Origin of the sequence: Paenibacillus sp. PCH8 (assembly GCF_002968835.1) — a bacterium.
Taxonomy (GTDB): Bacteria; Bacillota; Bacilli; order Paenibacillales; family Paenibacillaceae; genus Paenibacillus.
On record NZ_PKQK01000002.1, the window covers coordinates 595106 to 620427 of the forward strand.

Consider the following 25322-nt stretch of genomic DNA (forward strand, 5'->3'; position numbering starts at 1 on the left):
GAAATGTCATTTCTCCCTGCTCCTCGCTTTCCACTGCTGTCCTGCTTGCAGGCTTTCCGTGATCGTATCGTACACCAGTCTGCTGATGGCTGCACCCATGACCGTAGCCGTTCCGGCGTAAGCAATTAATGGTTTTTGCTCATCTGTCGCCTGTCTTACCGCGAGCACGATGGCATCGGTTGTTGTACCGGTGGCGGTAAGCCCATTTTCCGAATCTGCCACACCAAAATCAGCCAGCGCCGCCGCTTTGGCTTCCACTGCCGTCTGAATTGCATTAACCATCGCCCCGGATGTCATGCGTCCGTTCATCCAGAGCATGACATTGATCGTACCCGGAATATAGAAATCCATTGTAGAAGTACAAGTTTGGGTTTGTGCTACAGGTGCTATAGGAACAGATACGGGTATCGTGGTCGCCTCATTTATGTTTCCCGCAGCATCAAATATGGTTCTCGCGGAACCTGCCCGTGCAGCATTGGACACTCCAGCTGTCGTACAACAAAGAAGGCCAAATTCATCACTCACGTACTCCAAAATAGACGTATGCTCCAACCTTACAGCCGTGAGCAACCCCGCGCATTGATCAGGCCGCTCCTGCCATTCATTCAGGGAGTGTTCTATGTCACGGGGTGGGTCATCACACCGATAATGACGGTCCACATAGATGTTAAATATCCGATCCAGTTCGAGCATCCCGCCACCGTAGACCGCACTGGAAAGTGCAGTGGCCACAACAGGACTGACAGCCTTGATATGTCGAGTATGTGCAATGATTCTCAGCTCGGGCCATGAAGAGGAAAGATATTCGCTATTGTCCGTCTCTGCGTTCAAGTAGTAATTATAGAACGGGAGTGTCATTGCATGCATCACCTACCCTGATCTTCTGGTTCTGTCTGGCGCTCTGTTCTGTGTGTAGATATCCCATTACAACGCCAATGCTCTCAAGTACACGCGCATTGGCCTCTGCGTCCTTAACCGCCAAGCGAACATGTCGTTCACCAAGTCCCGGATACATGGCGCAGCTACGAATTAGAATTCCGCGCTTACCCAGAGCATCCTGCATGGATGCAGCTGTCCACGGCTCTGGCAGTCGCACCAGAACAAAATTCGCTTCTCCCGGCGTTACCTCACATCCATACGCTTCAAGTCCCTCAGTGAGCCGCACACGTTCCTGAGCGATCTGTGTCATCGTCTCCCGTTCGAACCGTTCTCCACTGCGCAGACATGCTTCACCTGCAATTAAAGCCAATCCGTTAACACTCCAAGTCACTTGTTTCCCGGTCATGGCACGAATGTATTCCGGCCGTCCCAGCGCATAACCCAGACGCAGACCTGGAATGGCATAGAACTTCGTCATCGAGCGAATGATGATCACCTGTGAGTATTCTGCCAGTCTGGGTGCAAGAGATTGACGCTGAGGTTCAGGAATAAAGTCCATAAATGCTTCATCGATTACCAGGACAGTACCTGTTTTCTCGGCTTTGCGGGCAAAACGATGTAATACCTCCACGGGATACTGTACCCCGTTCGGGTTGTTGGGCTGGCCCAGAAACAGCAGGTCTACCCGTTCCATCAGCTGTTCAATGTCCTCAGGTTCTGCACGCCACTGCAGCTCCTCCCGTCCCTCAACATGATGGACTTCCGCACCGAATTGTCGTGCTAAAGAACGATATTCGGAGAATCCGGGCTCCACTGCGCCGACCTTCTGCGGGGAAAGTCCGAGCAAGATCAGCGCCATGCTTTCGGCAGCGCCATTACCCACCGAAATATGGTCCTGTGGAACACCCAAACGTTCACTGAGTAATGATTTGAAACCACGATGACCCGGATCAGGATAACGAAGAACCGATTGCAATCCTTTCTCCAAAGCCTCCAACACTTCCTTTGGTGGGCCCAGCGGATTAATGTTGGCGCTAAAATCGAAAAAATCCGCAGCGCTCCCTCCAAACCGGGAAGCGGCCGTCTCCACGTCACCGCCATGTCCGAAAACTTCGATATAACCGGTCATTCTTCCGTCACCCTTTCTACATGTCCTTTTTATTATGGATGGCGTGAGAGGTACGGGTCAATCCCGTTTTGCAAGTCTTTCTGCCATGCTGCAAGTTGCTCGTTCGTGGCGCCCCTTAGTGCTACTTCTAATTCCTTTGTGTCCCATCCACAATTCGTTTACAATAGAAGAGGAATTTCGGTTCCGTTTGTTTTACAAAGTTCACTACATAGGGGATTTCAATCCCTTACATATATTAATGGAGGAATGACCATGCTGTTTGTTGATAACCAGGGCATTACAGATCCTTCTGTAAACCTCGCGATCGAGGAGTACATTCTGAAGCATCTGCCGATGGAGGATGACAGTTATCTGTTGTTCTACATCAATCGCCCGTCCATTATTATCGGAAAGCACCAGAATACCATTGAAGAGATTAACATTGAATATGTTCAGGATAACGGTGTGCAGGTCGTCCGTCGTCTCTCGGGAGGTGGAGCGGTATACCACGATCTCGGTAACCTGAATTTCAGTTTTATTACAGCCGATGACGGTCAATCCTTCCACAACTTCCGCAAGTTCACCCAGCCTGTGGTTGAAGCGTTGGAGAAGCTTGGCGTCAATGCCGAGTTGACCGGACGTAATGATCTGCAAGTCGGAGAAAAGAAAATTTCGGGTAATGCCCAATTCTCCACGCGTGGACGCATGTTCAGTCACGGCACGTTGATGTTCAACCTGAATCTGGATCATGTACAGGCATCCCTGAACGTGAATCCCGAGAAATTCAAGTCCAAGAGCACCAAATCCGTGCGCAGCCGGGTCGCCAACATTCGTAATCTGATCGACAGCAACCTGACGATTGAACAATTCCGTGATGAGCTGTTACGCCATATTTTCCGGATGGAGCCACAGGACGTCCCGCAATATACGCTTACAGAGAAAGATTGGGACAAGATCAAGGAAATCTCTGCCGAGCGTTATAACAACTGGGACTGGAACTACGGTCTGTCGCCTGAAAGCAATGTGAAGCATACCCGCAAGTTCCCTGTCGGCATTATCGATCTGCGCATGAACATCAAGGATGGACGCATTGAGGATATCAAAATCTTTGGCGACTTCTTCGGTGTAGGCGATGTGGCGGATATTGAAGATATGCTACGTGGCAAGCGTTATGAGGAATCCGAGGTGCGGACTGCACTTGAGGGTCTGGATGTTAAACATTACTTCGGCAACCTGGAGCTGGAAGACTTTATTGGCCTTGTATTCCTGGAAGAATAGGATTTAGATGTAAGTATAGTTTTAGAATGAAGTCTAATATTACACGGTAACGGAGAAGACAGAATTCATTTGGAGAAGCGAAGCGTTCGCCTAAAGCTTTTTGAAAAAAAGCTACATCGGAAGCATATGCTTATCAACGGATTTCCCCATGGGGAATGGAATCAAAAAAATTCGGGGATAACAGCGTTCAAAAGATGAATCTGTATTCGGAGTGGCCTCGTGTAAAACTTATTTTTTCGTTCGTTAGCATAGATACAGATAAAAAAGGAGAGAAACTCAGATGACCTACAAATTAATTGCAATCGATATTGATGACACACTTATTAACGACAATAAGGAAGTAACCCCTGCTACACAGACTGCACTGGAACAAGCCGTTGCCCATGGCGTAGTTGTAACACTGGCGACTGGACGCGCCTATGCATCTGCACAAGCACTTGCACGCCAAACGAAGCTGAACGTACCGATCATTACGTATCAAGGTGCATTGGTGAAAAACTTGCTGGACGAGAAAGTCCTCTATGAGCGCTACGTTCCGAAGGACGCTTCACGCAAACTGTACGACTATTGCCTGGAGAACAATCTCCACCTGCAAACGTACATCGACGACAAGTTGTATGCTCGTGAAGAAAACGACAAACTGCGTGATTATGCCAAATTGAATGGCACACAATATTACATCGAATCTGATTTCATCAAAGTAATTGAACAAAAAACACCGAAATTGCTTATCATCGATGAGCCAGACTACTTGGATAAGGTTGCCGTTGACCTGCGTGAATTGCTTGGACCACAAGTGCATATCACGAAATCCAAACCGTACTTCCTGGAGATCATGCATAATGAAGGAACTAAAGGCCACGCCCTTACTTTCCTGGCAGACCACTTCGGTCATCAATTGAGCGAGTGCATTGCCATTGGCGACTCATGGAACGACCATGAGATGCTGGAAGTTGCAGGACTTGGCGTAGCGATGGGCAATGCCATCCCTGCTCTTAAAGAACTGGCTGATTACATTACGGCGAGCAATAACGAAGATGGCGTAAAAGAGGTTATCGAGAAGTTTGTATTGAACGCAGAGTAAAGTTTCAAGCGAAGCGTATTTTGCATTAAAATGTGTTTTGGTCAAAACACAAAATAAACAGCCCTGCACAGCGATAACTCGCTTGTGCAGGGCTGTTCTAATGATCAGGGGATTGCACCATACAGCAGAATACCTGCAAATAACAATATTGCTCCAGTTTTTGTCTGTTATCCACGGTTCCTTCCTCATTCCAGTGCAGAAATACGATCCCCTATTTCACCACAGGTTTGGAGGTTTGAACTACCGAATTGGAACGACTTCTTTTCCAGAGCCACCCCATGACTTTCTCATTCATCGCGAGCAAACCTGAAACAGTCAGTGCAACACCGATCCACGTAATCCAGCCAACATGCTCATCATAGACAACAGCCCCAAGCCCGACAGCAATAGGCGGAGAAATGTACAACCAGGTTGCCGGGAACAGCGGATTCGTGCGTGACATGATCCAGTAGAACAGACTGTGACCAACCATCGAGCCAACTACAGTCAAATAAATCACGGACGTTACAGCAGGCACCCAATCCAAAGCAGACAGGTTCCAGGATTCTGTCACCGCTGAGAGCAAGCTTAACAACAGTCCCCCATACATCATCTGCACTGCGTTGATCGCCACCGGACTCGTTTCCTTGAACTGGTTAATAACCTTCTTGGAGTATATCGCACCTGCGGAATAACACACTTCTCCCACCAGAACGGCAATACAGCCCCAAAGCCATAGTGGACTCCCACCAAACGACACACCTGGCAGAACCACAAGCACTACTCCGGCAAAACCGATTAGACATCCGGTAATCATGCGCGCAGATGTTTTTTGCCGCAACAAAGCAGTCTGCATCACCATAATCATGAGTGGGCCTGTAGCTGACAGAATGGCACCAACGCCCGAACTTATATATTGTTCTGCCCAATATAAGGTTGCAAATGTACCGAACGTCAGACCGGCACCTGTAATGAGCATTTCTTTACGCCATAGTAGGGAAACATTGACTTTGCCTTTCATCCACATCCATGTAAACATCAAAGCCCCTGCAATGATAAAACGGAGTCCAGCTGACAGAAAAGGCGGCATACCTGCTTCCACTCCAATTTTGATTGCCAGAAACGTTGTTCCAAAAATAAGACACATTATCGTAAATGCTACTCCAACCATGCTAGCCCCTCCTTCATCTGTTCTCCATCATATCGCATGGTCTACAGAACAGAAGGAATAAAACAGAACAGTTTTCTCCCGTTTGCTGTTACAATGGATTTCAAAGGAGTGTGAGCCGGGTGGGCAAAACCATGATGATGACAGATAACAGTCTGAAACTATACGAGCAAGTCATTCATTATCTCGTTGTGCGCATAGAAGCTGGAGAATGGGCCGAACATGAAAAACTGCCATCTGTACGAAGCCTGTCCGAGCTACTCGGTGTACATCGTCTTACCGTTTTCAAAGCTTATCAGGAGTTAAAGGAACGTGGGAATGTATATGTGAAGGATAAATCCGGCTATTATGTCAGTCCCGCAACCCCCTTTGCTGTAACGGATCAGGCCGATGATCCGGCCGTATCTGCTTGGCTTCATTGGGATTCATTAGCTCATGTGCAGTCTCTTGAGGCTACATTTCAGTTCTCCAAATCATTAATTGATCCTGCACTGTTACCCCACCGCTACTGGGGAGAATTAATGCGTGATCTGCTCGATCAATATCCTCGTTTGCTTGGGACATATTCCACGATTCAGGGAGATTTGGAGTTGCGAAGTGCGCTGGCAAACCATCTAACGAAAAAAGAACGCTTCTATCTCTCCGCAGACGAAGTGCTCATTACTTCGGGGGCCCAGCAGGCCATCGATGTGATCTCCCGAAGCTTAGTCAGACCGGGAGATCGTGTCTTGATGGAACGGCCTACCTATGGCCCAGCCATGGAAATTTTCCGCAAGCAAGGTGCGCGGTTGATCTTCACCGATATTCATCCGCAGGGGTATGATCTGGAACAGATTGAACATCTGATGAAGAGGGAGAAACCGCGTTTATTTTACATGACGCCTACCTTTCAGAATCCGACCGGTATTAACATTCCGACCGAACAGCGCAAACAGCTACCGGAACTCGCAGAACAGTATGGATGTTTTCTGGTCGAAGACGACAGCACCTATGATATCTATTTCAAGGAGAAACCTCCAGCGCCCATATTCACTTACGATACCACAGGGCATACTCTGTATATTCGCAGTTATAGCAAGTATGTCGTCCCCGGTCTGCGAATTGCAGCGATCATGTGCCGCCCCCGGTTCATGCCGGGACTACAAGCGATCAAAGCATTGACTGATAACGGATCACCACTATTGAATCAGAAGCTTTTTCTACGATATTTCCAATCGGAACGCATGCATCAGCATCTGTCCAAGCTGCGGACCGCCATCCAGTTACGAATGGAAGTTATGGAACAGTGCCTGCTGGAAACGGACTGGACGTGGACGCGGCCTGAGGGTGGACTCAACATTTGGGCAGAGCTTCCGGAAGGCGTGGATACCGGACGATTACTTCACAAATGTATGGAGCATTCCGTTGCTTTTGTGCCAGGAACCGTGTTTGACCCTTCAGATGCATCGGCAAGCCGTAAGCTGCGTTTATCATTCTCTTATGCGCACGAGCAGCAGATCCGGGAAGGCATGAATAAGCTTATCGCATTAGCAAAAGAGCTATAAAGAAAGGACTTGTTCGCTTGACCTCTCTTTTCACATGCAACAAAAACGTAAGGTTAGAGACGCAAACAACCCGAAAGGTCACTGACCTTCCGGGTTGTTTGTTTATCTTCTATCTTCTGATTTACGTGCTGGAGATGACCTTGTCCACTAATCCATATTCCACCGCTTCAGATGCAGTCAGGAAGTAGTCACGATCCGTATCCTTCTCGATCCGATCCAGCGGCTGCCCTGTGTGGTCAGCTAGCAGTTGGTTGAGGCGATGACGGTGCTCAATGATCCGGTTAGCATGAATCAACATATCCGCCGCCTGACCCCGAGTGCCGCCGAGCGGCTGATGGATCATAATCTCACTGTTCGGCAGTGCCATACGTTTCCCCTTCGCTCCACCCACCAGCAATATGGCACCAAAGCTCGCCGCCATACCTGTACAGATAGTGGAGATGTCCGGCTTCACGAATTGCATCGTGTCATAGATGGAGAATCCTGCCGTCACTGATCCGCCGGGACAATTAATGTACATCTGAATATCCTTCTCCGGGTCTTCCGCAGTTAGGAATAATAACTGCGCCACGATGGCATTCGCCATCTGATCCTCAATTTCTCCAGACACCATAATAATCCGGTCTTTCAGCAAACGTGAATAAATATCATAACTCCGCTCACCACGAGCGGTCTGTTCCACTACATAAGGCACTACATTCATGCCTGTCGCCTCCTTAATTTAGGCAACCATGCTGACCGTATATCCACCACCGTAAGACATCGAATTCGTGCCGGAAGTAGCATACCCGTACATCATTGGCTGCATGGTTGGAGACGGCAGAGTCTGCTGTAGAATGATCCCTGCCACAGCCATCGGATCATCGGTTCGATTCAGGCACAGGTCAATGATTCGGGCGGTATCTCCATTACGGAATGCCAGCAAATAGCTCCGTAGCTCCTCCCGATTATACTCATCAGCACCCTTTTCCCACGACAAGTCAACGTCTGATTCTTGCAGCTTGTGCCTTACTCCGGCTATGGCAGAGCGAGCCCGACTTAACGCAGCTTTTACTGCACCTTCGGTCGTATCCAGCATTGCCGCAGTCTCTGCCGCCTTATAACCCATGATTTCACGTAATACATATATGACTCGCTGCCACGGCGATAATGCACTGATCAGGAACTGAACAGCAGACTCCAGTTCTTCAAAGTGCTCTTCCTCCGCGAACTCTTGCATAACAGGCTTCAAGCTATCCAATATGGAATGCAATCTCTGTTGCTTCCGGATCATATCAATCCAGGTGTTGCGTGCAATTCGGATGAGGTAAGACTCCCAGTTGATCTCTTTCGTCATCCCGGAAGACTGCACCGCAGTGGACGACAACACTTTGAGACAGGTATCCTGAACCAAGTCCTCAGTCTCGGGTACAGATCTTGTCAGTGATAGACAATACGCATACAACGGACTCATCAGGTCGGTTAATATGGCATGAATGCTTTGGTTGAATGGATGTCCGGTAATATTACGGGAAACCATATCAAGTTTATTTTTTTGTTCATCATCTTGTGGTCTGTTGAATCGGCAATTCACGGACTTCACAAAGGCCATCTTGGGGGCCCCCCTTTGCTGGTTCCTGATTGATGTGACTTACACTATGTAAACGAAGAACCTCCTGTAAAGGATACGCTCTTCTACATTTATTTTGGCTGCGATTCTCTGAACTGATCTACACTCACCTATTTCGCCTAATATAGATCGTTCTACATTCCTTACTTCCAGTTACAGACTCCCGAGTGGTACCTTCATACCCGTGAGCGCAATCGTAATGTCTAGATCCAGATCATAGTTCTGCCGTACATCTACGTCATGGGACATATGTGTAAAATAAGTATGACCCGGCTTCAGCTCCCGCAGCAGCTCCTGCGCTTCACGCATATCATACACGGAACGTGTCGAGAATTCCGCAAGTTCATTCACAAAGCTCGTTCCGAGCACCAGAAGATCCAGTCCGTATAGCGGCTCTTTCTCAGAATCCTTCAGGTCAATAGCATCCGAACAATACGCCCAGCCATACCCGCTCCGCTCCAGTCGATATGCATACGAATACCCGTTATGTCCATGACATACTTTCCATGAATGTACTTTCCATCCACCGAGTTCAATATCATCATCCGTTTCGAGAAAGTCCACATGACGTGTCAGCCAAGGAAACTGTCCCTGAATGGTCGCAATCACTTCGCGCGGAGCATACAATCGCCCCTTCACACCTAACCAGCGACACGCATCCGCCCACTCCGGCAATCCGCCAATATGGTCAAAATGTGCATGTGTGATCAGCAGCGTATGCACCATACGCAAGCCCTGATCCTCCATCTGGGATCTCCAGTCTGGCCCGCAGTCCATCATGAACCATTCGCCGCCATCATCGCCGTCACCATGAACCAGAACAGAAGAGCGCTTACGTATGTTCTTGCCGGTTAATCTGGCTTCTGTACATACATCGCAATCACAATACACACGCGGAACGCCCATCGCATCGCCGGTACCCAAGAATGTTAGTTGATTCAATCTGCATCCCCCTCTCTCTCTATGCCTGAAGCCATATATGCATTATATACTCGTATTTGAATGATTCTATGTAAATTGTAATCGTGCACATCTATTTTTGCAAAAAAAGACCGCCCCGCTGCAGTTATCCACTGCAATTCGGGACAGTCTGTGGTCTGGCCGTTTACCGTCAGACTTCAATTCCATGCTTCGCTCCATCGGGAGCGTGCGTTCAAATTAGACCAGTGCCCGCAGCTTCAGTGTCAGTTCCTGACCCGCAGGTACATCCTTCGAATCTGTAATGACCCAGTTTGACGCAAGTCGCTGTGACAGCACCTCTGCCTGCTCCGGTTTCAACTGCAATCCGGTTACGATGCCTTCGCCGACTGTGAAGTCTTTCTCCGGCTGTACCTTAAAGGCTTTCTCCAACCAGATTCCGAGGCCACCACGCGTGTTAAAGGTAATTCGGTACCCTTCTTGAACTGCCGTTTCCAGATTTTCACCGTACTCGTCCGCATAGGAGAAAAATGTATCATATCTGTATTCCTCTTCAGACACCGCGTCAAAAGCGGAAACGTCTTTCGCTTGAATGGCTTTTAAAAGTTCTTCCTCAGACATGCCCTTTCCGCGGGCCTGCTCCAACCGAATCGCTGTACTTTGGGATAATTTGACCTCTGAACTCATCCAACTCACACCTTCCTGCAAATACTCTCAAGTCATTATCATTCTACTCTATTATATCCTTTTCACAGGAAAAAACCTTCATCTCAGCCATACGCCGAAATAAAGGTTATGTCGCCATGGCCAGGTTAACTATTCCAATGATCAACCATCACAATCCCGCGAGCACCTGGTACCACACCCCACGTTTAGAGTACAACGTAGTACGCACTTCATCCCATCCGCCCAGATAGTTAATATCAAACAATCCTTCGGGAGTCGGGAATGTCGACTCCGTCTCTGCAAATACATCCGGGTCTACGGAACGGAAGCCGTGCTTGGCAAAAATATGCTGCGCTTCTGGCGTACGCAGATAGGCGACAAAAGCTTCTGCCAATTCACGGTTTCCGTGTTTGTCCGCATATTTATCCACCACAACGGCGGGATTCTCGATCAAAATTGTATTCTTTGGAACCACGATATCATATTTCACACCCTTAGCGATCCGGGCAAGCAATTCATTTTCGTACGTGACGATAACATCACCCACGCCATATTCGAATGCAGCCATCGAAGAACGGCCACTCTTGTCCAGTGACTCGACGTTGCGATGTACCTGTTCCAGAAAAGTCTTGGCTGCTGCAGGGTCTTTCTTACCCTCTTTCTCCTCGGAAAGTTTCAAGCCGGCACCATAGATGGCATTAATATCCCATTGTGCGCCCCCGGATGTCTTGGGGTTAGGGTATAACACTTTCACGCCCGGCTTGGTTAAATCCTGAAAATCCCGAATCCCCAGCGGATTGCCTGCTCTAGTACCTAGTACAACAATTGAACGAGTAATCATGCCCTTATTCGGTGTCTGTTTCCAATCGGTAGTGACCAGATCGGCCTTCACCAACTTGTCGATATCACTCTCCATCGCGAGCAGGGCGACATCAGCTTCGAACCCGCCAACAATGGCTCTGGCCTGCGTACCCGAAGCTTCATACGATTCCTGAAAGTTAACCGTCTGTCCAGTCTTCGCTTTCCATTGCTCCTGGAACTTGGGAAGCAGCTCACCTACAGCGTCTTTTGCCACACTGTAAGCACCAATCACCAGTGTAATGGATGAATCGTTACCCGAAGGCTCGTTCGGCTCGCTTGACTCTTCCTGCTTGCTGCAACCAGCGGTCATGCAGACGAGCAGAAGCATGAGGATAACATATAAGAGTATGACTTTCTTCTTCCTCGTCTGCATGGGCAACCCCTCTCTCCATAAATCTCCATCGATGCTTTAACAGGACATTTTCTGATTAAATCATTACGGGCATTGGGTCTTCCTTCAGTCGGTTCTCAACTACCCAACTGTTGGAATCGTTGAACAGATAAGCACGGTGCACAAGGACACGGATGGGTTGACCAATCTCCAATGTTGTCTTCTCCAGAGAACGATACGTGATTAACTTGTGACCCTGTACTTCCACCTCTACCATCCATTCACTACCGCGGAAATGAAGATGCTTGACTGTCCCTTTTTCCGTTGCAGACAGCATCGTGAACTCGTTTTTCAAGCCAATCTCAATATACTCCGGTCGTATCAAGGCTCGTGTACGTTCACCCTCAACCGCATGTTCGAACCCTTTCAACTGTGAAGCATCCTCCACAACCGTAGACTCTCCGATAAAAGTAGCAACAAACGGCGTCTGCGGATTTTTGTAAATATCCCAAGGGGTACCCTTCTGTTCCAGACGACCCTGACTGATAATCATAATTTCGTCCGCCACTTCAATCGCTTCATCCTGGTCATGCGTCACAAATATCGAAGTGATTCCCACCCGCTCGATTAGCTCGCGTAACCAGGAACGCAACTCCTGACGGATCTTGGCATCAATGGCAGCGAAAGGTTCGTCCAGCAGTAACAGCTGTGGCTCAGGTGCGAGTGCTCTGGCAAAAGCCACACGCTGGCGCTGTCCACCAGACAGTTGATGCGGATAGCGCTGTTCGAAACCTTTTAACCCCGTCAGTTCAACGAGTTCCATAACCCGATCACGGATCTGGGCTTTGGGTGTCTTTTTGACCTTGAGTCCAAAGGAAATATTCTCAAATACCGTCATATGTTTAAACAAGGCATAGTTCTGAAATACGAATCCGATACCTCGCTCCTGTGGAGGCAGATGGTTCACGACTTTTCCATGAAAGCGAATCTCTCCGGAGCCCGGATTCTCCAGTCCCGCAAGCATCCGCAGAATGGACGTCTTCCCGCCTCCGCTGGGTCCAAGCAGACCGATCAGATGACCTTTGGCAATATCGAACGAGACATCTTTTACTGCATGAAAATCACCGAAATGTTTGTTCAGATCACGGACTTCTACATGCATATCAATGCACTTCCTTTCGCTTCTTGGCCCATTCCATCATCAGCAACAGTCCGACGGAGAAGGTGACCAGCACCAATGCCACACCATTAGCGGCAGCTACATTAAAATTCTCAACATCCTGATACACCAGCGTTGTTGCAGTCTGCGTTTTGTTCATAATATTACCGGATACCACCAGCACTGCCCCGAATTCTCCGAGTGAGCGCGCAACCGTCAAGACAAGACCATACACCACCGCCCAGCGGATCGAAGGCCAAGTTACACTCCAGAACGTTCTCCAGCCATAGGCGCCAAGTGTAGATGCCGCCTCTTCTTGCTGTGAACCGAGTTCCTGCAGGACAGGCATAACCTCTCTGACCATCAGCGGAAATGTTACAAACAGCGTTGCGATCACCATACCGGGGAAGGCATAGACCACATTGAATCCGATTCCTTCAAAAAAAGCACCCATAATGCTGTTCGGGCCCAACATTAGCACAATCATCAAGCCGCCAATAACAGGTGATACGGCATAGGGCAGATCCACAATGCTGTTCAACAGCCCTTTTACCCGGTCACTCAGCCACCCGGCACGGACTAGATACAGAGCCATCATGATGCCAAACAATGTATTTAACAGGGTGACAACCAGTACCACCAGTCCGGTCATCATCAGGGCGTGTAGTGCCTCAGGGCGCATGATGCCTTTTACGAATCCACCTGCCCCGTCTTCAAATGCGCCAATAAAAATACGTCCGAGCGGGATAATCAGCAGTACAATAAATACCGCAAACGTAAGTCCGATTAATAGTCGTCTCATCGTCTTCTCCCCGCATCTGCACCAGATTGATTAGCCAGAGGATCAGGAAGGAGAGCGTCAGGAGCAGCACGGATACAGCTGCGGCCCCAGTTGGATTATCACTTTCAATCTCACCGTAGATAAATACGGAAGCGGTTAGTGTTCTGCCCGGAATATTGCCAGCCACCAGCACAACAGCACCGAATTCAGCGAGTCCTCTGGAGAATGCCAACATCCCCCCACTGATCATGCCAGGGGCCATGGACGGCAGAATCACCTGCATGAACGTGCGAGCCTTGGATGCCCCCATCGTGTACGAGGCCTCTTCTTCGGAAGGATCAATTTCTTCGAGCAAAGGCTGCACCGCACGGATGACAAACGGAAACGTAACAAAGGTCATCGCGATAACAATCGCGGGCTGGTGAAACACAATCTCGAATCCCATGGATTCTGCCCATTTCCCGACGGCACTGATCGGCCCCAGTAGCAGCATAATCATCAATCCGCCCACCGCTGTTGGCAGTGCAAACGGGAGATCGACCAGACTGTTGAGAAATGATCTGCCAACAAAGCGATACCTTGTCAACACCCAGGCGATCATTGTGCCCAGAACCACATTAATCAGTGTAGCAATCACGGCCAGTCGAACCGTCAGCAGTACGGCTTTCCATGCGATCGGGTCCATGATGCTCTGGACAAAGTTGCTCCATCCTTCGGAGAAGGAATTGACGTACACACCGATGATTGGAAGTACAATGAGTACGATAAAATATAACAATACGGTACTGCGGAATCCCCAAGTCCATCCTTTATGACGAAGAACGGTATTCATTGCTGCGTTCCCTCCCAGCCTCCGGGTATAGATCCGGTCGGCAGTCTCCCTGCTTACAACACGACATTTCCCTAAGTTGGATTATATTACTTTAATATTATTCCCATTAGTCTACTTGGTTTTTTACTTATCTGATACTTTACCAGTTTACAGTGCTAACCGTCAATGCTTTTGTTGTATATATTGGGGCACATATGAGATAGAATATCGTGTAATTCTCATATACATCGTCATATGACGCGGTTTGTTGAGTATGGAGTGGTTGAGGTACAATCTAGAGGACACATCACATGTATAAGGAGTGGTCTACAATGTTATATACGAAGAATATATCGACTTCCAAACGAGACGAGATCCAAGATATTACGTGGGAAGTAAAACAGGTTGTCCAGAGTAGTGGAGTACAGAATGGGACGGTGCTCATCTACTGTCCGCATACTACGGCGGGTATTGCCATCAACGAAAATGCAGACCCGGATGTAAAACACGATGTATTGCTACGTCTGGATGAAGTGTATCCTTGGGAGCATCCCGAGTATCGACATGCTGAAGGCAATACAGCCTCTCATCTCAAATCGATCACAACCGGGCCATCACAGACGGTGATCATTCATGAAGGTAAGCTATTGCTCGGCCGGTGGCAAGGCATTTACTTTTGCGAATTCGATGGACCACGTGAACGGAAGTACTTTCTCAAAATCATGGAAGGCTAGCGTCAAACACAAACAGGCGGTCCACCCTATTTCGGGTACGGAGCCGCCTGGCTTGATTTTCTGCGCATAATGACTTTCGTGAGACAACGTAATACAGAATTAAAGTTATGACAAATCACCGCCCTGAAGTGTAGGGGTGCGACAATAGCGCCATTATTGGACGCCAGGCTGCTGACCCAGATTGCGGCACAGCACTTTGACATGAGACAGCGCAGACGATTCAATCTCCACAAACGTTAAACGGTCCTGAATGTAATAAGAAATGAATCCGTGCATAGCCAAAAATAGCGTACGCGGTACCCTTTGAATATCCTCATCCGTACAGTTCTCTTCTTTCATATACTGCCTTAGGATAGATGCAAACAATTCGAAGCAACGTCCCTGTTCGGTACGACAATATGACAACAGTTCCTCGTCCCTGATCATGAACATAATTTCGTATTGATATGGATTCTCCAGACCAAAACGAATAAACTCCATCATGATGTGCTCTACCTTGCTCACATCATCACGAACCGGCCTGACCATAGCTTGCATCAGCAAATGCCCCAGATGATTGAAATCTTCAACCACAATGGCATAGAACAGCTCTGCCTTTTCCTTAAAGTGATAATACAGCGACCCATGACTATAGCCCAGATGCTGGCCGATGCTTCGCATCGAAATGGCGCGGTATCCTTTGGTAATAAAAAGGTGTCTCGCTGCCTCCAGTATCCGCTCCCTCGATAACTCCTGTTCGACTGCTCTTCTAGCCATATATTTTATTCCCCTTCAATAAAATAAAGCCGCTGTCCCTCCGTGATCCGGGATTGTCCTTGCGTCAAATCCGTGATCCAGGCTATAAATGCCTCGGTATCACTATGCGGCGGAAGACAAGTCAACGTAACCTTATCGGTGAATCCAGTTTCACCTGTACGGACTTCCCGGCTCCTTAACTCATTTTCCACTTTGCCCAGCCACGTATAATCCAGTTCAACAAAAACTTCACGATGCAGTACGTTCGTGATGGCTTCTCCCGCTTCAATGGCTGCCACAGCTCCATCCGTATAAGCGCGAATTAACCCACCCGCTCCAAGCATAATTCCCCCGAAGTATCGCGTAACTACAATCGCCACATTTTTCAATTTCTGATTTTTGATCACTTCAAGAATGGGTTTCCCTGCTGTACCGCTTGGTTCCCCGTCATCGGATTGCTTCTGGATCTCATCCCGCTCCCCAATCATATACGCAGAGCAGTTATGAGTCGCATTCCAATGTTTTTTCTTGATATCATCGATAAAGGCAACTGCCTCTGCCTCTGTGGTAACCGGCATAATATGACCGATAAATCGCGACTTCTTGATTACAATTTCCAGATTGCCCGGTCCTCGAACCGTGCGATAACGTTCAATCATCCCAATCCAACTTTCCATTTCTTCCATTTTACAAGAAAGCAGTTCCCCACGCGAACGTGGATGAACTGCTCTGGTTATTAACATCTGGGAATTACATATCTTATCTAACTATATGAACAAACCAATGAATTATTCAGAAAGTCTCGCTTCGAGCGCCGCTTTCTCTTCTTCAAAGCCTGGTTTGCCCAGCAATGCAAACATATTTTTCTTGTAAGCTTCCACGCCTGGTTGGTCAAATGGATTGACACCCAGCAGGTAGCCACTAATGCCGCATGCTTTTTCAAAGAAGTATACCAGATATCCGAAAGAATATGGAGACATATCTGGAATGTTCACAATCAGGTTTGGTACTTGACCATCCGTATGTGCAAGCAGTGTTCCCTGGAATGCTTTTTTGTTAACAAAGTCCATTGTTTTGCCTTCAAGGAAGTTCAATCCATCCAGATCATCCGGGTCGGATTTGATCGAGATATGTTCCGAAACTTCATTAACCTGAATGACAGTTTCGAAGATGTTACGGCTACCTTCCTGGATGAACTGACCCATGGAGTGCAAGTCAGTGGAGAAGTCAACGGAAGCAGGGTAGATCCCTTTGTAGTCTTTGCCTTCACTCTCTCCGAATAACTGTTTCCACCACTCGGATACGAAGTGCAGGGAAGGCTCATAGTTTACGAGAATTTCAGTACCTTTACCTTTGCGATACAAAGCGTTACGAACAGCCGCATATTGGTAAGCTTCATTCTCGGCTACATTCGGATTGCTGTATTCTTTGGATGCGTCAGCTGCACCTTGCATCATTTCTTCAATGCTGATCCCAGCAGCTGCGATTGGCAACAAACCTACTGCGGTCAGAACGGAATAACGTCCACCTACATCATCCGGGATGATGAAAGATTCGTATCCTTCTGCATTCGCCAGTTCTTTCAGTGCACCACGCTCTTTGTCTGTTGTAGCATAGATACGCTTGCGGGCTTCTTCCTTACCGTATTTCTCCTCCAATGCTGCACGGAAGATACGGAATGCAATTGCCGGCTCTGTCGTTGTACCCGATTTGGAGATGACGTTAACGGAGAAATCTTTGCCTTCAACCAGATCCAGCAAATGAGTAACATACGTAGAACTGATATTGTTACCTGCAAAGTAGATCTCAGGTGTTTTACGTTTGTCTTTTGGCAGATTGTTATAGAAAGAGTGTGTTAACATCTCAATTGCTGCACGTGCACCCAGGTATGATCCACCGATACCGATTACGATCAGTACTTCGGAGTCACTTTGGATTTTGGCAGCCGCTTTCTGAATGCGAGCGAACTCTTCCTTGTCATAAGCCGTTGGCAGGTCAATCCAGCCCAGATAGTCGGAGCCTGTTCCTGTACCGTTATGAAGCTGCTCGTGAGCCAATCGAATCGGTTCAGCGAAATAGTCCACTTCGTGCTGATTTACAAATTGCAGTGCAGTGCTATAGTCAAATGTCACTTTTTTTGCCATGATCTCAAAAACCTCCTGATTTCGGTTATGTTATTTCCGTTTTATTTCCGTTTTCCATACTAAACAACTTAGCATAAGGATACTTCAAATCCACGGGGCTGACAAGCTTGCGGCTCGAATTTTGTCGTTAGAATTCAAGAAGCAAAAAGGGTAAACCGAATCCGCGGGGTGCGGTTCTGCTTACCCTTCTTGTGTTATTCCGCCGGGTACGAGCAGACGTAGTCGGTAACGCTGCGTATCTCCAGTTTAAATTTGGACTCGGCAGGCACGTGGAACGTAGCTTGACCTTGAATCTCTTGCCACTCTTCTTCTCCGGGAAGCAACACTTTCAGATCTCCGGACAGAATCTCCATGATTTCACGGGAATCCGTACCGAACTCATAGCTGCCTGGAAGCATGATGCCCAGAGTCACTTTGCTGCCATCCCCCAAAATAACCGTTCTACTGGTTACCTGACCTTCATAATAAATGTTGGCCTCTTTCACTACACTGACTTGATCGAATTGTGACATTGCGTACCCGCTCCCCTGAAGTTAATACAAACAAAAGGCAAAACAGATCAGGGTGGTGACCACCCCTGCTCTGCGGAAATAACTTACTGCCATGGTTGAAACATACTTCGTAAGCCCCCCGCTTATTTCGGCTGAATCCCATATTCGACGCTGATGATGCCGGGAGGCATCCTTCGTAATCAAAAGCAGACTTTTTGAACAACCTCTATTACAGCAATGCTTTTACGCGGCTAACCACGTTGTCCACTGTAAAGCCATACTCTTGGATAACACGGTCGCCAGGCGCGGAAGCACCGAATGTGCTAATTCCGAGAATGTCGCCTTGATCGCCAACATATTTCTCCCAGCCCATTGGATAAGCCATTTCAATGGCAAGACGAGCTTTAACGTCCGGAAGAAGAACGGACTCTTTGTAAGCTTTGTCTTGTTTCTCGAACAGATCCCAGCTTGGCATGCTGATTACACGAACTTGGATACCTTGTTCAGCCAGTGCAGCCTGAGCTTTAACAGCCAGTTGTACTTCGGAACCCGTAGCGATGATTTGTGCTACTGCTTTGCCGTCTTTTGCATCAGAAACAACATAAGCACCACGTTTCACGTTCTCACGTGAACCTTCAACCGTACCTTCCAGAATCGGCAGGTTTTGACGAGTGAGTACGAGTGCAACCGGGTTGCTCTTGTTCTCAAGTGTGTAAGCCCAAGCAGCCGAAGTTTCATTACCATCAGCCGGACGAATAACCGTCAGGTTAGGAATGATACGCAGGGATGCCAGTTGCTCGATTGGTTCGTGCGTAGGACCATCTTCACCAACAGCGATACTGTCATGAGTCAGGACATACGTTACAGGCAATCCCATCAGGGCAGCCAGACGAACAGCCGGACGCAGGTAGTCGGTGAATACGAAGAACGTACCTCCGAATACTTTCACACCACTGTGCAGTGCCATACCGTTCATTGCTCCAGCCATAGCGAATTCACGGATACCGAAGTAGATGTTACGGCCGGAGTAATCTTCAGGTGTGAAGTTCTCCAAGTTGTTCAAGTGAGTCATTGTGGAACTTTCCAAGTCAGCAGATCCACCTGTCAGTTGTGGCACGTTGTGCGCCAGACCGTTCAGAGCGTTACCGGATGCTACACGAGTGGAAAGAGCTTTGTCTGTTGCTGCATATTTAGGAAGATCACGGTCCCATCCTTCTGGAAGGTCGCCGTTAATCGCTGTTTCGAATTGAGCTGCCAGCTCAGGGAATGCCTTTTTGTACTCGGCGAATTTCTCGTCCCAAGCTTTGTTAGCAGAGATACCACGATCTTTCACTTGTGCAAAGTGATCGCGAACTTCAGCTGGTACGTGGAAGTTTTCTTCGTAAACCCATTTGTAATACTCTTTAGTCAATTTGGCTTCGTCTGCACCCAGTGGTGATCCGTGAGTACCGCCGTGGCCGCCTTTACCTTGTTTGTTCGGGCTACCATAACCAATAACGGTTTTAACTTCAATCAGTGTAGGACGCAGGCTATCTGCTTGACCTTCCTGAATTGCTTTTTCGATTGCAGGCAGATCGTTACCATCTTCAACACGCAGCACTTGCCAGCCATAAGCTTCGAAACGCTTCGCGATGCTTTCGGAAGAAGACAGATCCAATTTACCATCAAGTGTGATGTCATTGGAATCGAACAACATGATCAGTTTGCCCAAGTGCAAACGTCCAGCCAGGGAAGCTGATTCATGGGATACGCCTTCCATCAAGTCACCATCACCACAGATTGCGTAAGTGTAGTGGTCAACCACGTTGAATTTGTCTTTATTGTACGTTGCGCCCAGTTGAGCTTCAGCCATCGCCATACCTACTGCCATTGCAATACCTTGACCCAATGGGCCGGTTGTTGCATCAACACCTGCAGTATGTCCGAATTCCGGGTGACCCGGCGTTTTGCTTCCCCATTGACGGAACTGTTTCAATTCTTCCATAGGAAGATCATATCCGCTCAGGTGTAACAAGCTGTACAGCAACATGGAGCCATGTCCTGCAGACAGGACAAAACGGTCCCGGTTAACCCAAGTTGGGTGGTCCGGGTTATGAGTCATCGTTTTTGCAAAAAGTTGGTACCCCATTGGAGCAGAGCCCATCGGCATACCCGGGTGTCCGGAATTTGCCTTCTCAATTGCATCAATCGCCAAAGTACGTACGGTAGTAATCGACAGGTTGTCGATCGTAGTGTTCTCGTCTTTTTGAATCGCTTCGTTCTTGTCAGTCATGGTTTGTCCTCCTCATGTCTTTAGATAAGTCGGGTGCGCAAGCGAATCCCTCTCATCAACCAAGCAAACCGAATTTCACAATAAGTGAATCCGCTTGAGTGTTTCATTTTGACTTATTCACTTTTGTATTGTATCACTTGGCGTGAAGCTTTTCCATAACCTTCTTTTAGAAGTTCATGAAAAATCAGTTGTTTGTGATGAGCATTCGCTTGCCTATGAAACAAAAATCGCACTATATAAGGCACTTGAGCACATGGGCATCATTAAAGAGCCTTGCAAATCCATCGCATGAAGTATAACCTTTAACCGGAAAACCATACACTTTTATAGTATCCAGGCTCATTCTACATATCATGTCCCGAATATCGATTCGAGAGCCGAGCTGTGGTTTACTTTTCATAATAAACACATCCATTAAGGAGGTCGCGATGCATTGTCAGACCCTGCTCTTCATCCGTCCAGTTCGCCAAAGTATTCATTACCCTGGATATCCGGCATCATAACCGGTGTTGTCTCCGGTGTTGTTCTCGGGCTTTTCCTCAAGACGATTCAGGCCTACACTGGTGAAAAAGTATACACCCTGCTTCTGAATATCGATTTTGTACCTGTTCTACCGCCAACACTACCGGAAATTATTGAGTTTTCTCTGCATCTCGTCGTGTCCATTGTCATCGGAATCTTCTATCTGTGGTGGATTCAACATTTTGGGCGCCCTATTCTCAAGGGAATCATGCTCGGTGCCGCCTCGTCTCTGCTCTATATCCCACTCTCCCAACTGTCTTCACGTGTGCCGGATCTGTACGATGTGGAAGCCATCTGCTACTGGGTCGTTGGGCATTTGTTATTTGGTATGGTGCTTGGGTTGTGTGGAAAATATATAAACACAAAAAAGGCAACTTCCAATTCATAATGAACTGGAGTCGCCTTTTTGTTGATCCATTTAGTGAACTCTTATGAATGATTACCATGGTTCCGAATCAACCTTGCACAGTATTAAAGTGTGAGCTTAGAATACGACGGTTTTATTTTCGTGAACGAGAACACGGTCTTCAACATGCCATTTCACGGCACGCGCAAGCACAACACGCTCAATGGTACGTCCGATCCGCTTCAGTTCGCTTACATCATCCCCATGGCTTACACGTTGAACGTCCTGTTCAATAATGGGCCCACCATCCAGCTCTTCCGTTACATAGTGCGCTGTCGCGCCAATGATTTTGACACCACGATTGTACGCTTGCGCATAAGGTTTACCACCCACAAAGGCTGGCAGGAACGAGTGGTGGATGTTGATGATGCGATTGCGATAGTGCTCAATGAACATTGGAGAGATGATCTGCATGTAACGGGCCAGAATGATCACATCCACATCGTTACCGATGACGTCCAGCTGACGCTGCTCCGCATCTTTTTTCGTATCTGCTGTGACCGGAATATGATGATATGGAATGCCGAATGATTCTACATAATCCTTCATATCCAGATGGTTGCTGACCACAAGAGCAATATCTGCATCCAGGTCACCTGCCTGCCATTGCCAGAGCAATTCAACCAGACAATGATCTTCTTTGGAGACAAAGATAGCCAGTTTCTTCTTGCGGCTGACCGCAGAAAGCGTCCATTCCATTTGGAAACGGCTTGCAACTTCGGCAAAATCAGTTTCCAGCTTGGGAAGATTGGTCAACAACTGCGGAAGATCGAACTCAATCCGCATAAAGAACATGCCGCCAGCAGGGTCCATCGTGTACTGGTCTGACTGAACAATGTTAGCACCATGCTGGTGCAGGAAGTGAGATACAGCAGCAACAATTCCTGGACCATCCGGACAGGAAATGAGCATACGCGCCCGGTCAGCGCGGTTTTTAGAATCAGGTCGTACTTTTTTAGCATGGATCTCCATCGGGTTATTCTTCCTCCTTCAATTGAGCCATGACCTGCGGGGGTTAACCCGCAAGCCAGGCAATCAAGCGATGATTCAGTTGTTCTTCATTCAAATGCGGGAACAATGCGGCTTCAGCCACCATGTCATAGAGGCGTTCCAGCGGTTCGCGTGGATCTGCCTTTTTGGCTTTTGCGTCATTCTTGAGCAATGTCCACACATCCAGAATGTACGAACGGGACTCAATCTCTTTACCTTTGAAAAAGTGCTGCAACTGTTCTACTTCTGTCAGGAATTCCTGGCCGAAACGACCAGCGACATCCCCACGAAGCAGTGCAATCTCCACCTCATACATTGGACGTTGTGTCTTGGCTTCTTTGCCAATCCAAGGTGTCTCCAGAATAAACGGACGTCCTCGAAGCTTCTCATGGTTGACGATGCGGTTAATGGCCTCAAACCCAATCCAGCCAGAACCAATCGGTGTATGACGGTCCTTGTGCGCGCCTACTGGATTCTTACTATCATTAATATGCATGACGGCGATGCGGTCAAGTCCTACCGTACGGTCGAATTGTTCCAGTACACCATCAAAGTCATTGACGATATCATAGCCAGCATCATGAATATGACATGTATCCATACATACGGTGAGGCGTTCGTTATACGTCACTTTCTCAATAATCTGGGCAAGTTCTTCGAAACTTCGTCCCATTTCCGTACCCTTGCCAGCCATGGTTTCCAGAGCGATATTCACATCCGTCTCTTTCACGCCTTCCAGCACTTCATTCAACCCCTCTGCGATCCGTCCGATCCCATAGTGGGCATCCTTGTCTGTAAAAGCACCGGGGTGCAATACGATGTTTTTGACACCAATAGCATGTGTACGTCGAATCTCTTCCTGAAGAAAATCTACAGCTAGTCTGTAGGTATTTTCTTTGTAGGAGCCCAGATTAACAATATATGGTGCATGGACAACGATATCTTCCATTCCACCCTCTTGCATGGCCAACCTGCCTTCCTCAAGATACATGGATTCAATTGGCTTGCGACGCGTATTCTGTGGTGCACCCGTATATATCATAAACGAACTGGAACCGTACGAGGACGCTTCCTTCGTTGCACTCAATAATCCCTTGTCCGAGAAGGACACGTGGGAGCCGATTTTCAGCATTATTAATCCCCCTTAATCTGAATTATTCCTTATTCTAACGCGATTATCGAAATAAATCTAGAAATGCGCTATAATTCGGGATAGAGGCTATTTTTGACAGCAAATATGTGGAACATGGGTAGGCGGAATCCGTCTTTCCGTGAAAATCAATGAACCGAGGTGACTCCGCAATGATTTTCGACTCCTACGCGATGATACTAACCAGCAGTTCCCCCAGCAATTGGTTTATGAATACGATCGCATTTTGGACTTTTCTATTGCTTGGCAGCATGTGTATCGGTGGATTCTTTATGATGCGCAAGTTTTTGAAAGTGCTACCCAAAGCAGATGGAAAATCCAAACTCGATTGGCAGAATTATTGGGTCGAAGCCAGCCGCCACTTATGGACAGATGAAGCCAAAACTTTTTTGGATCAACTTGTGGAGCCTGTACCCGGGCCGTTTCGCGACATCGCCAAACATTCGATCTCTGCCGAGATTGGTAGAATTGCAGTCGAAGACAAAGCAAAGGAAGTATCTAGAGATCATTGCATTAAAGGATACATTATAGCCACACCTAAGCGGGATAATAAGTTTTTAATGAAATTTTTGGAGAAAAACAAAATCGACTATTCCCCTTACCAACACCTGATTAAATAAAATTATAATAATGAGTTAAGCCGGACACCCATTTGGTTAAGTAGATACAGATATGCTCCGTCAGGTAAGTCAACCCAACATGCATTGCTTACCTTCCGGGGCTGTTTGTCGATTCGTGAATATATGTCAGCGTAGTGAAAATACAGAGAGGATGTTCAATATGAAAATTGCCATTTGTGGAGGTACGGGGTTTGTGGGAGGAGCACTTGTGGATTACTGGCTGCAAGCCGGACACCAGGTGAAGGTCATTACACGCAAACTGCCTGACTTGCATAATCCAAGCGAAAATCTTACATATATATCATGGGAACAAGTCGAAAAACAACCTCAATTGGTGGAAGGCATGGACGCTCTCGTTAACCTAGCCGGAGAAACGTTGAATCAACGATGGACGACCAAAGCGAAGCTGGAGATTGTTGAATCCAGAGTAACAACTGTCGCCCGGGTAGCCCGACTCGTGGAATCACTGGAACAAAAACCGGAAGTGGTTGTTCAGGCTTCTGCCATGGCTATCTATGGGACCTCCCCTACCGAAACCTTCGACGAGAGCAGTCCGCAGAAGTCCGTGAATTTCCCGTCCCGGGTCTCCGAACAATGGGAAGTTGCTGCAGATGCGATCAAGAATGTAAGACTCGTTAAAATCAGGGTCAGCTTGGTACTCGGTCATAAAAAAGGTGCCTTTCCATTAATGAAACTACCTTACATGCTGGGTGTTGGCGGTAAGCTCGGCAGTGGCAAACAATGGACTAGCTGGATTCACATTATGGACATCGTCAGACTGATTGATTTTACGATTCAAAACAAAGAAATCTCGGGCCCGGTCAATGCTTCCACACCAAACCCCGTTACTAATGATGAATTTGGTCGCACGGTGGGCAAGGTGTATCATCGCCCTCACTGGTTCCCCGTACCTGGCTTCCTGATTAAAACCTTGGTCGGTGAACTTTCCGTTGTCGTGCTTCAGGGGCAGAGAGTCATTCCGCAGAAAGCACTCGACCACGGATTCCAATTCACCTTCCCCACCTTAACCCAGGCCCTTGAAGATCTGAAGCACCGTAGCTTATCCGACTGATTGAACCTTG

The 25322-nt window shown here is 47.8% G+C and carries 25 protein-coding genes; 7 read left to right on the top strand and 18 right to left on the bottom strand.

The genetic code is table 11. The annotated features are described in order from the left end of the window. Positions 1-6: 6 nt before the first annotated feature. Positions 7-858, bottom strand: a complete 852-nt coding sequence (locus tag C0Q44_RS15395) for an adenosylcobinamide amidohydrolase (RefSeq protein ID WP_105408161.1) — start codon at positions 856-858, stop codon at positions 7-9. Beyond that, positions 839-2008, bottom strand: coding sequence for a threonine-phosphate decarboxylase CobD (gene cobD / locus C0Q44_RS15400; protein ID WP_105408162.1), 1170 nt, complete (start codon positions 2006-2008; stop codon positions 839-841). Before cobD ends, C0Q44_RS15395 begins: the two co-directional genes overlap by 20 nt. A gap of 252 nt (positions 2009-2260) precedes the next feature. Between cobD and lplA the strand changes: the two genes are divergently transcribed. Next, complete coding sequence (gene lplA, locus C0Q44_RS15405; protein WP_105408163.1) at positions 2261-3265, top strand: lipoate--protein ligase; 1005 nt, start codon at positions 2261-2263, stop codon at positions 3263-3265. 280 nt (positions 3266-3545) lie between these two features. Continuing rightward, positions 3546-4349 (top strand): Cof-type HAD-IIB family hydrolase, encoded by an 804-nt coding sequence (locus tag C0Q44_RS15410; RefSeq protein WP_105408164.1) that lies wholly within the window; start codon positions 3546-3548, stop codon positions 4347-4349. A 211-nt stretch (positions 4350-4560) separates the two neighbouring features. Here the strand turns inward: C0Q44_RS15410 and C0Q44_RS15415 are convergent, their stop codons facing one another. Beyond that, positions 4561-5499: a DMT family transporter gene (locus C0Q44_RS15415; RefSeq protein ID WP_105408165.1), complete on the bottom strand. Its 939-nt coding sequence runs from the start codon at positions 5497-5499 to the stop codon at positions 4561-4563. 119 nt (positions 5500-5618) lie between these two features. Between C0Q44_RS15415 and C0Q44_RS15420 the strand changes: the two genes are divergently transcribed. Next, the gene (locus C0Q44_RS15420) at positions 5619-7040 is read left to right on the top strand and encodes an aminotransferase-like domain-containing protein (RefSeq protein WP_258166351.1); all 1422 of its coding nucleotides are present in this window, start codon (positions 5619-5621) and stop codon (positions 7038-7040) included. A gap of 121 nt (positions 7041-7161) precedes the next feature. On the opposite strand, the gene clpP is transcribed toward C0Q44_RS15420, so the two are convergent. The 8 genes from clpP to cysT form a co-directional block, all read right to left on the bottom strand. After that, positions 7162-7743 carry an ATP-dependent Clp endopeptidase proteolytic subunit ClpP gene (gene clpP / locus C0Q44_RS15425; protein WP_105408166.1) on the bottom strand — a complete coding sequence of 194 codons (582 nt, stop codon included), beginning with the start codon at positions 7741-7743 and terminating at the stop codon, positions 7162-7164. A gap of 18 nt (positions 7744-7761) precedes the next feature. Beyond that, positions 7762-8631 (bottom strand): RNA polymerase sigma factor, encoded by an 870-nt coding sequence (locus tag C0Q44_RS15430; protein WP_105408167.1) that lies wholly within the window; start codon positions 8629-8631, stop codon positions 7762-7764. Positions 8632-8802: 171 nt separating this feature from the next. Then, complete coding sequence (locus C0Q44_RS15435; protein ID WP_105408168.1) at positions 8803-9591, bottom strand: MBL fold metallo-hydrolase; 789 nt, start codon at positions 9589-9591, stop codon at positions 8803-8805. Between the two features lie 216 nt (positions 9592-9807). Further along, positions 9808-10254 (bottom strand): hypothetical protein, encoded by a 447-nt coding sequence (locus C0Q44_RS15440; RefSeq protein ID WP_105408169.1) that lies wholly within the window; start codon positions 10252-10254, stop codon positions 9808-9810. Between the two features lie 148 nt (positions 10255-10402). Then, entirely contained in the window at positions 10403-11467 is a 1065-nt protein-coding gene (locus tag C0Q44_RS15445) for a sulfate ABC transporter substrate-binding protein (protein WP_105408170.1), read from the bottom strand. Between the two features lie 55 nt (positions 11468-11522). Then, positions 11523-12587, bottom strand: coding sequence for a sulfate/molybdate ABC transporter ATP-binding protein (locus C0Q44_RS15450; protein WP_105408171.1), 1065 nt, complete (start codon positions 12585-12587; stop codon positions 11523-11525). 1 nt (position 12588) lies between these two features. Beyond that, the gene (locus C0Q44_RS15455; RefSeq protein WP_105408172.1) at positions 12589-13386 is read right to left on the bottom strand and encodes a sulfate ABC transporter permease subunit; all 798 of its coding nucleotides are present in this window, start codon (positions 13384-13386) and stop codon (positions 12589-12591) included. Next, positions 13298-14197, bottom strand: a complete 900-nt coding sequence (gene cysT / locus C0Q44_RS15460; protein WP_258166352.1) for a sulfate ABC transporter permease subunit CysT — start codon at positions 14195-14197, stop codon at positions 13298-13300. The genes C0Q44_RS15455 and cysT overlap by 89 nt, the downstream gene beginning before the upstream one ends. Positions 14198-14508: 311 nt before the next feature. Between cysT and C0Q44_RS15465 the strand changes: the two genes are divergently transcribed. Continuing rightward, positions 14509-14910 carry a secondary thiamine-phosphate synthase enzyme YjbQ gene (locus C0Q44_RS15465; RefSeq protein ID WP_105408173.1) on the top strand — a complete coding sequence of 134 codons (402 nt, stop codon included), beginning with the start codon at positions 14509-14511 and terminating at the stop codon, positions 14908-14910. Between the two features lie 153 nt (positions 14911-15063). Here the strand turns inward: C0Q44_RS15465 and C0Q44_RS15470 are convergent, their stop codons facing one another. From C0Q44_RS15470 to tkt, 5 genes are all read right to left on the bottom strand, one after another. Then, a complete protein-coding gene (locus C0Q44_RS15470) occupies positions 15064-15666 on the bottom strand; it encodes a TetR/AcrR family transcriptional regulator (protein ID WP_105408174.1) in 603 nt (200 codons plus the stop codon). Positions 15667-15671: 5 nt separating this feature from the next. After that, on the bottom strand, positions 15672-16304 hold the full coding sequence (locus tag C0Q44_RS15475) for a YigZ family protein (RefSeq protein ID WP_105408507.1): 633 nt from the start codon (positions 16302-16304) through the stop codon (positions 15672-15674). 129 nt (positions 16305-16433) lie between these two features. Beyond that, positions 16434-17789: a glucose-6-phosphate isomerase gene (locus C0Q44_RS15480; protein ID WP_105408175.1), complete on the bottom strand. Its 1356-nt coding sequence runs from the start codon at positions 17787-17789 to the stop codon at positions 16434-16436. A 194-nt stretch (positions 17790-17983) separates the two neighbouring features. Next, positions 17984-18301: a pyrimidine/purine nucleoside phosphorylase gene (gene ppnP, locus C0Q44_RS15485; protein ID WP_105408176.1), complete on the bottom strand. Its 318-nt coding sequence runs from the start codon at positions 18299-18301 to the stop codon at positions 17984-17986. A 208-nt stretch (positions 18302-18509) separates the two neighbouring features. Continuing rightward, positions 18510-20552 carry a transketolase gene (tkt, locus tag C0Q44_RS15490; protein WP_105408177.1) on the bottom strand — a complete coding sequence of 681 codons (2043 nt, stop codon included), beginning with the start codon at positions 20550-20552 and terminating at the stop codon, positions 18510-18512. 433 nt (positions 20553-20985) lie between these two features. Between tkt and C0Q44_RS15495 the strand changes: the two genes are divergently transcribed. Further along, the gene (locus C0Q44_RS15495) at positions 20986-21462 is read left to right on the top strand and encodes a hypothetical protein (protein ID WP_105408178.1); all 477 of its coding nucleotides are present in this window, start codon (positions 20986-20988) and stop codon (positions 21460-21462) included. A 96-nt stretch (positions 21463-21558) separates the two neighbouring features. On the opposite strand, the gene purU is transcribed toward C0Q44_RS15495, so the two are convergent. Both purU and C0Q44_RS15505 read right to left on the bottom strand, forming a co-directional pair. Beyond that, a complete protein-coding gene (purU, locus tag C0Q44_RS15500; protein WP_105408179.1) occupies positions 21559-22452 on the bottom strand; it encodes a formyltetrahydrofolate deformylase in 894 nt (297 codons plus the stop codon). Between the two features lie 43 nt (positions 22453-22495). Further along, positions 22496-23602, bottom strand: coding sequence for a deoxyribonuclease IV (locus C0Q44_RS15505; protein WP_105408180.1), 1107 nt, complete (start codon positions 23600-23602; stop codon positions 22496-22498). Between the two features lie 170 nt (positions 23603-23772). Here C0Q44_RS15505 and C0Q44_RS15510 point away from each other — a divergent pair, with 170 nt between their 5' ends. Both C0Q44_RS15510 and C0Q44_RS15515 read left to right on the top strand, forming a co-directional pair. Then, complete coding sequence (locus C0Q44_RS15510; RefSeq protein WP_181151048.1) at positions 23773-24240, top strand: DUF2621 family protein; 468 nt, start codon at positions 23773-23775, stop codon at positions 24238-24240. 160 nt (positions 24241-24400) lie between these two features. Beyond that, the gene (locus C0Q44_RS15515; protein ID WP_105408181.1) at positions 24401-25312 is read left to right on the top strand and encodes a TIGR01777 family oxidoreductase; all 912 of its coding nucleotides are present in this window, start codon (positions 24401-24403) and stop codon (positions 25310-25312) included. Positions 25313-25322 lie beyond the last annotated feature (10 nt).

What these genes read in the sequence shown, in the direction of transcription:
- C0Q44_RS15395 (WP_105408161.1), bottom strand. Translation starts at nt 858, where the DNA reads ATGACACTCCCGTTCTATAATTACTACTTGAACGCAGAGACGGACAAT.
- cobD (WP_105408162.1), bottom strand. Translation starts at nt 2,008, where the DNA reads ATGACCGGTTATATCGAAGTTTTCGGACATGGCGGTGACGTGGAGACG.
- lplA (WP_105408163.1), top strand. Translation starts at nt 2,261, where the DNA reads ATGCTGTTTGTTGATAACCAGGGCATTACAGATCCTTCTGTAAACCTC.
- C0Q44_RS15410 (WP_105408164.1), top strand. Translation starts at nt 3,546, where the DNA reads ATGACCTACAAATTAATTGCAATCGATATTGATGACACACTTATTAAC.
- C0Q44_RS15415 (WP_105408165.1), bottom strand. Translation starts at nt 5,499, where the DNA reads ATGGTTGGAGTAGCATTTACGATAATGTGTCTTATTTTTGGAACAACG.
- clpP (WP_105408166.1), bottom strand. Translation starts at nt 7,743, where the DNA reads ATGAATGTAGTGCCTTATGTAGTGGAACAGACCGCTCGTGGTGAGCGG.
- C0Q44_RS15430 (WP_105408167.1), bottom strand. Translation starts at nt 8,631, where the DNA reads ATGGCCTTTGTGAAGTCCGTGAATTGCCGATTCAACAGACCACAAGAT.
- C0Q44_RS15440 (WP_105408169.1), bottom strand. Translation starts at nt 10,254, where the DNA reads ATGAGTTCAGAGGTCAAATTATCCCAAAGTACAGCGATTCGGTTGGAG.
- C0Q44_RS15445 (WP_105408170.1), bottom strand. Translation starts at nt 11,467, where the DNA reads ATGCAGACGAGGAAGAAGAAAGTCATACTCTTATATGTTATCCTCATG.
- C0Q44_RS15450 (WP_105408171.1), bottom strand. Translation starts at nt 12,587, where the DNA reads ATGCATGTAGAAGTCCGTGATCTGAACAAACATTTCGGTGATTTTCAT.
- C0Q44_RS15455 (WP_105408172.1), bottom strand. Translation starts at nt 13,386, where the DNA reads ATGAGACGACTATTAATCGGACTTACGTTTGCGGTATTTATTGTACTG.
- cysT (WP_258166352.1), bottom strand. Translation starts at nt 14,197, where the DNA reads ATGAATACCGTTCTTCGTCATAAAGGATGGACTTGGGGATTCCGCAGT.
- C0Q44_RS15465 (WP_105408173.1), top strand. Translation starts at nt 14,509, where the DNA reads ATGTTATATACGAAGAATATATCGACTTCCAAACGAGACGAGATCCAA.
- C0Q44_RS15470 (WP_105408174.1), bottom strand. Translation starts at nt 15,666, where the DNA reads ATGGCTAGAAGAGCAGTCGAACAGGAGTTATCGAGGGAGCGGATACTG.
- C0Q44_RS15475 (WP_105408507.1), bottom strand. Translation starts at nt 16,304, where the DNA reads ATGATTGAACGTTATCGCACGGTTCGAGGACCGGGCAATCTGGAAATT.
- C0Q44_RS15480 (WP_105408175.1), bottom strand. Translation starts at nt 17,789, where the DNA reads ATGGCAAAAAAAGTGACATTTGACTATAGCACTGCACTGCAATTTGTA.
- ppnP (WP_105408176.1), bottom strand. Translation starts at nt 18,301, where the DNA reads ATGTCACAATTCGATCAAGTCAGTGTAGTGAAAGAGGCCAACATTTAT.
- tkt (WP_105408177.1), bottom strand. Translation starts at nt 20,552, where the DNA reads ATGACTGACAAGAACGAAGCGATTCAAAAAGACGAGAACACTACGATC.
- purU (WP_105408179.1), bottom strand. Translation starts at nt 22,452, where the DNA reads ATGGAGATCCATGCTAAAAAAGTACGACCTGATTCTAAAAACCGCGCT.
- C0Q44_RS15505 (WP_105408180.1), bottom strand. Translation starts at nt 23,602, where the DNA reads ATGCTGAAAATCGGCTCCCACGTGTCCTTCTCGGACAAGGGATTATTG.
- C0Q44_RS15510 (WP_181151048.1), top strand. Translation starts at nt 23,773, where the DNA reads ATGATTTTCGACTCCTACGCGATGATACTAACCAGCAGTTCCCCCAGC.
- C0Q44_RS15515 (WP_105408181.1), top strand. Translation starts at nt 24,401, where the DNA reads ATGAAAATTGCCATTTGTGGAGGTACGGGGTTTGTGGGAGGAGCACTT.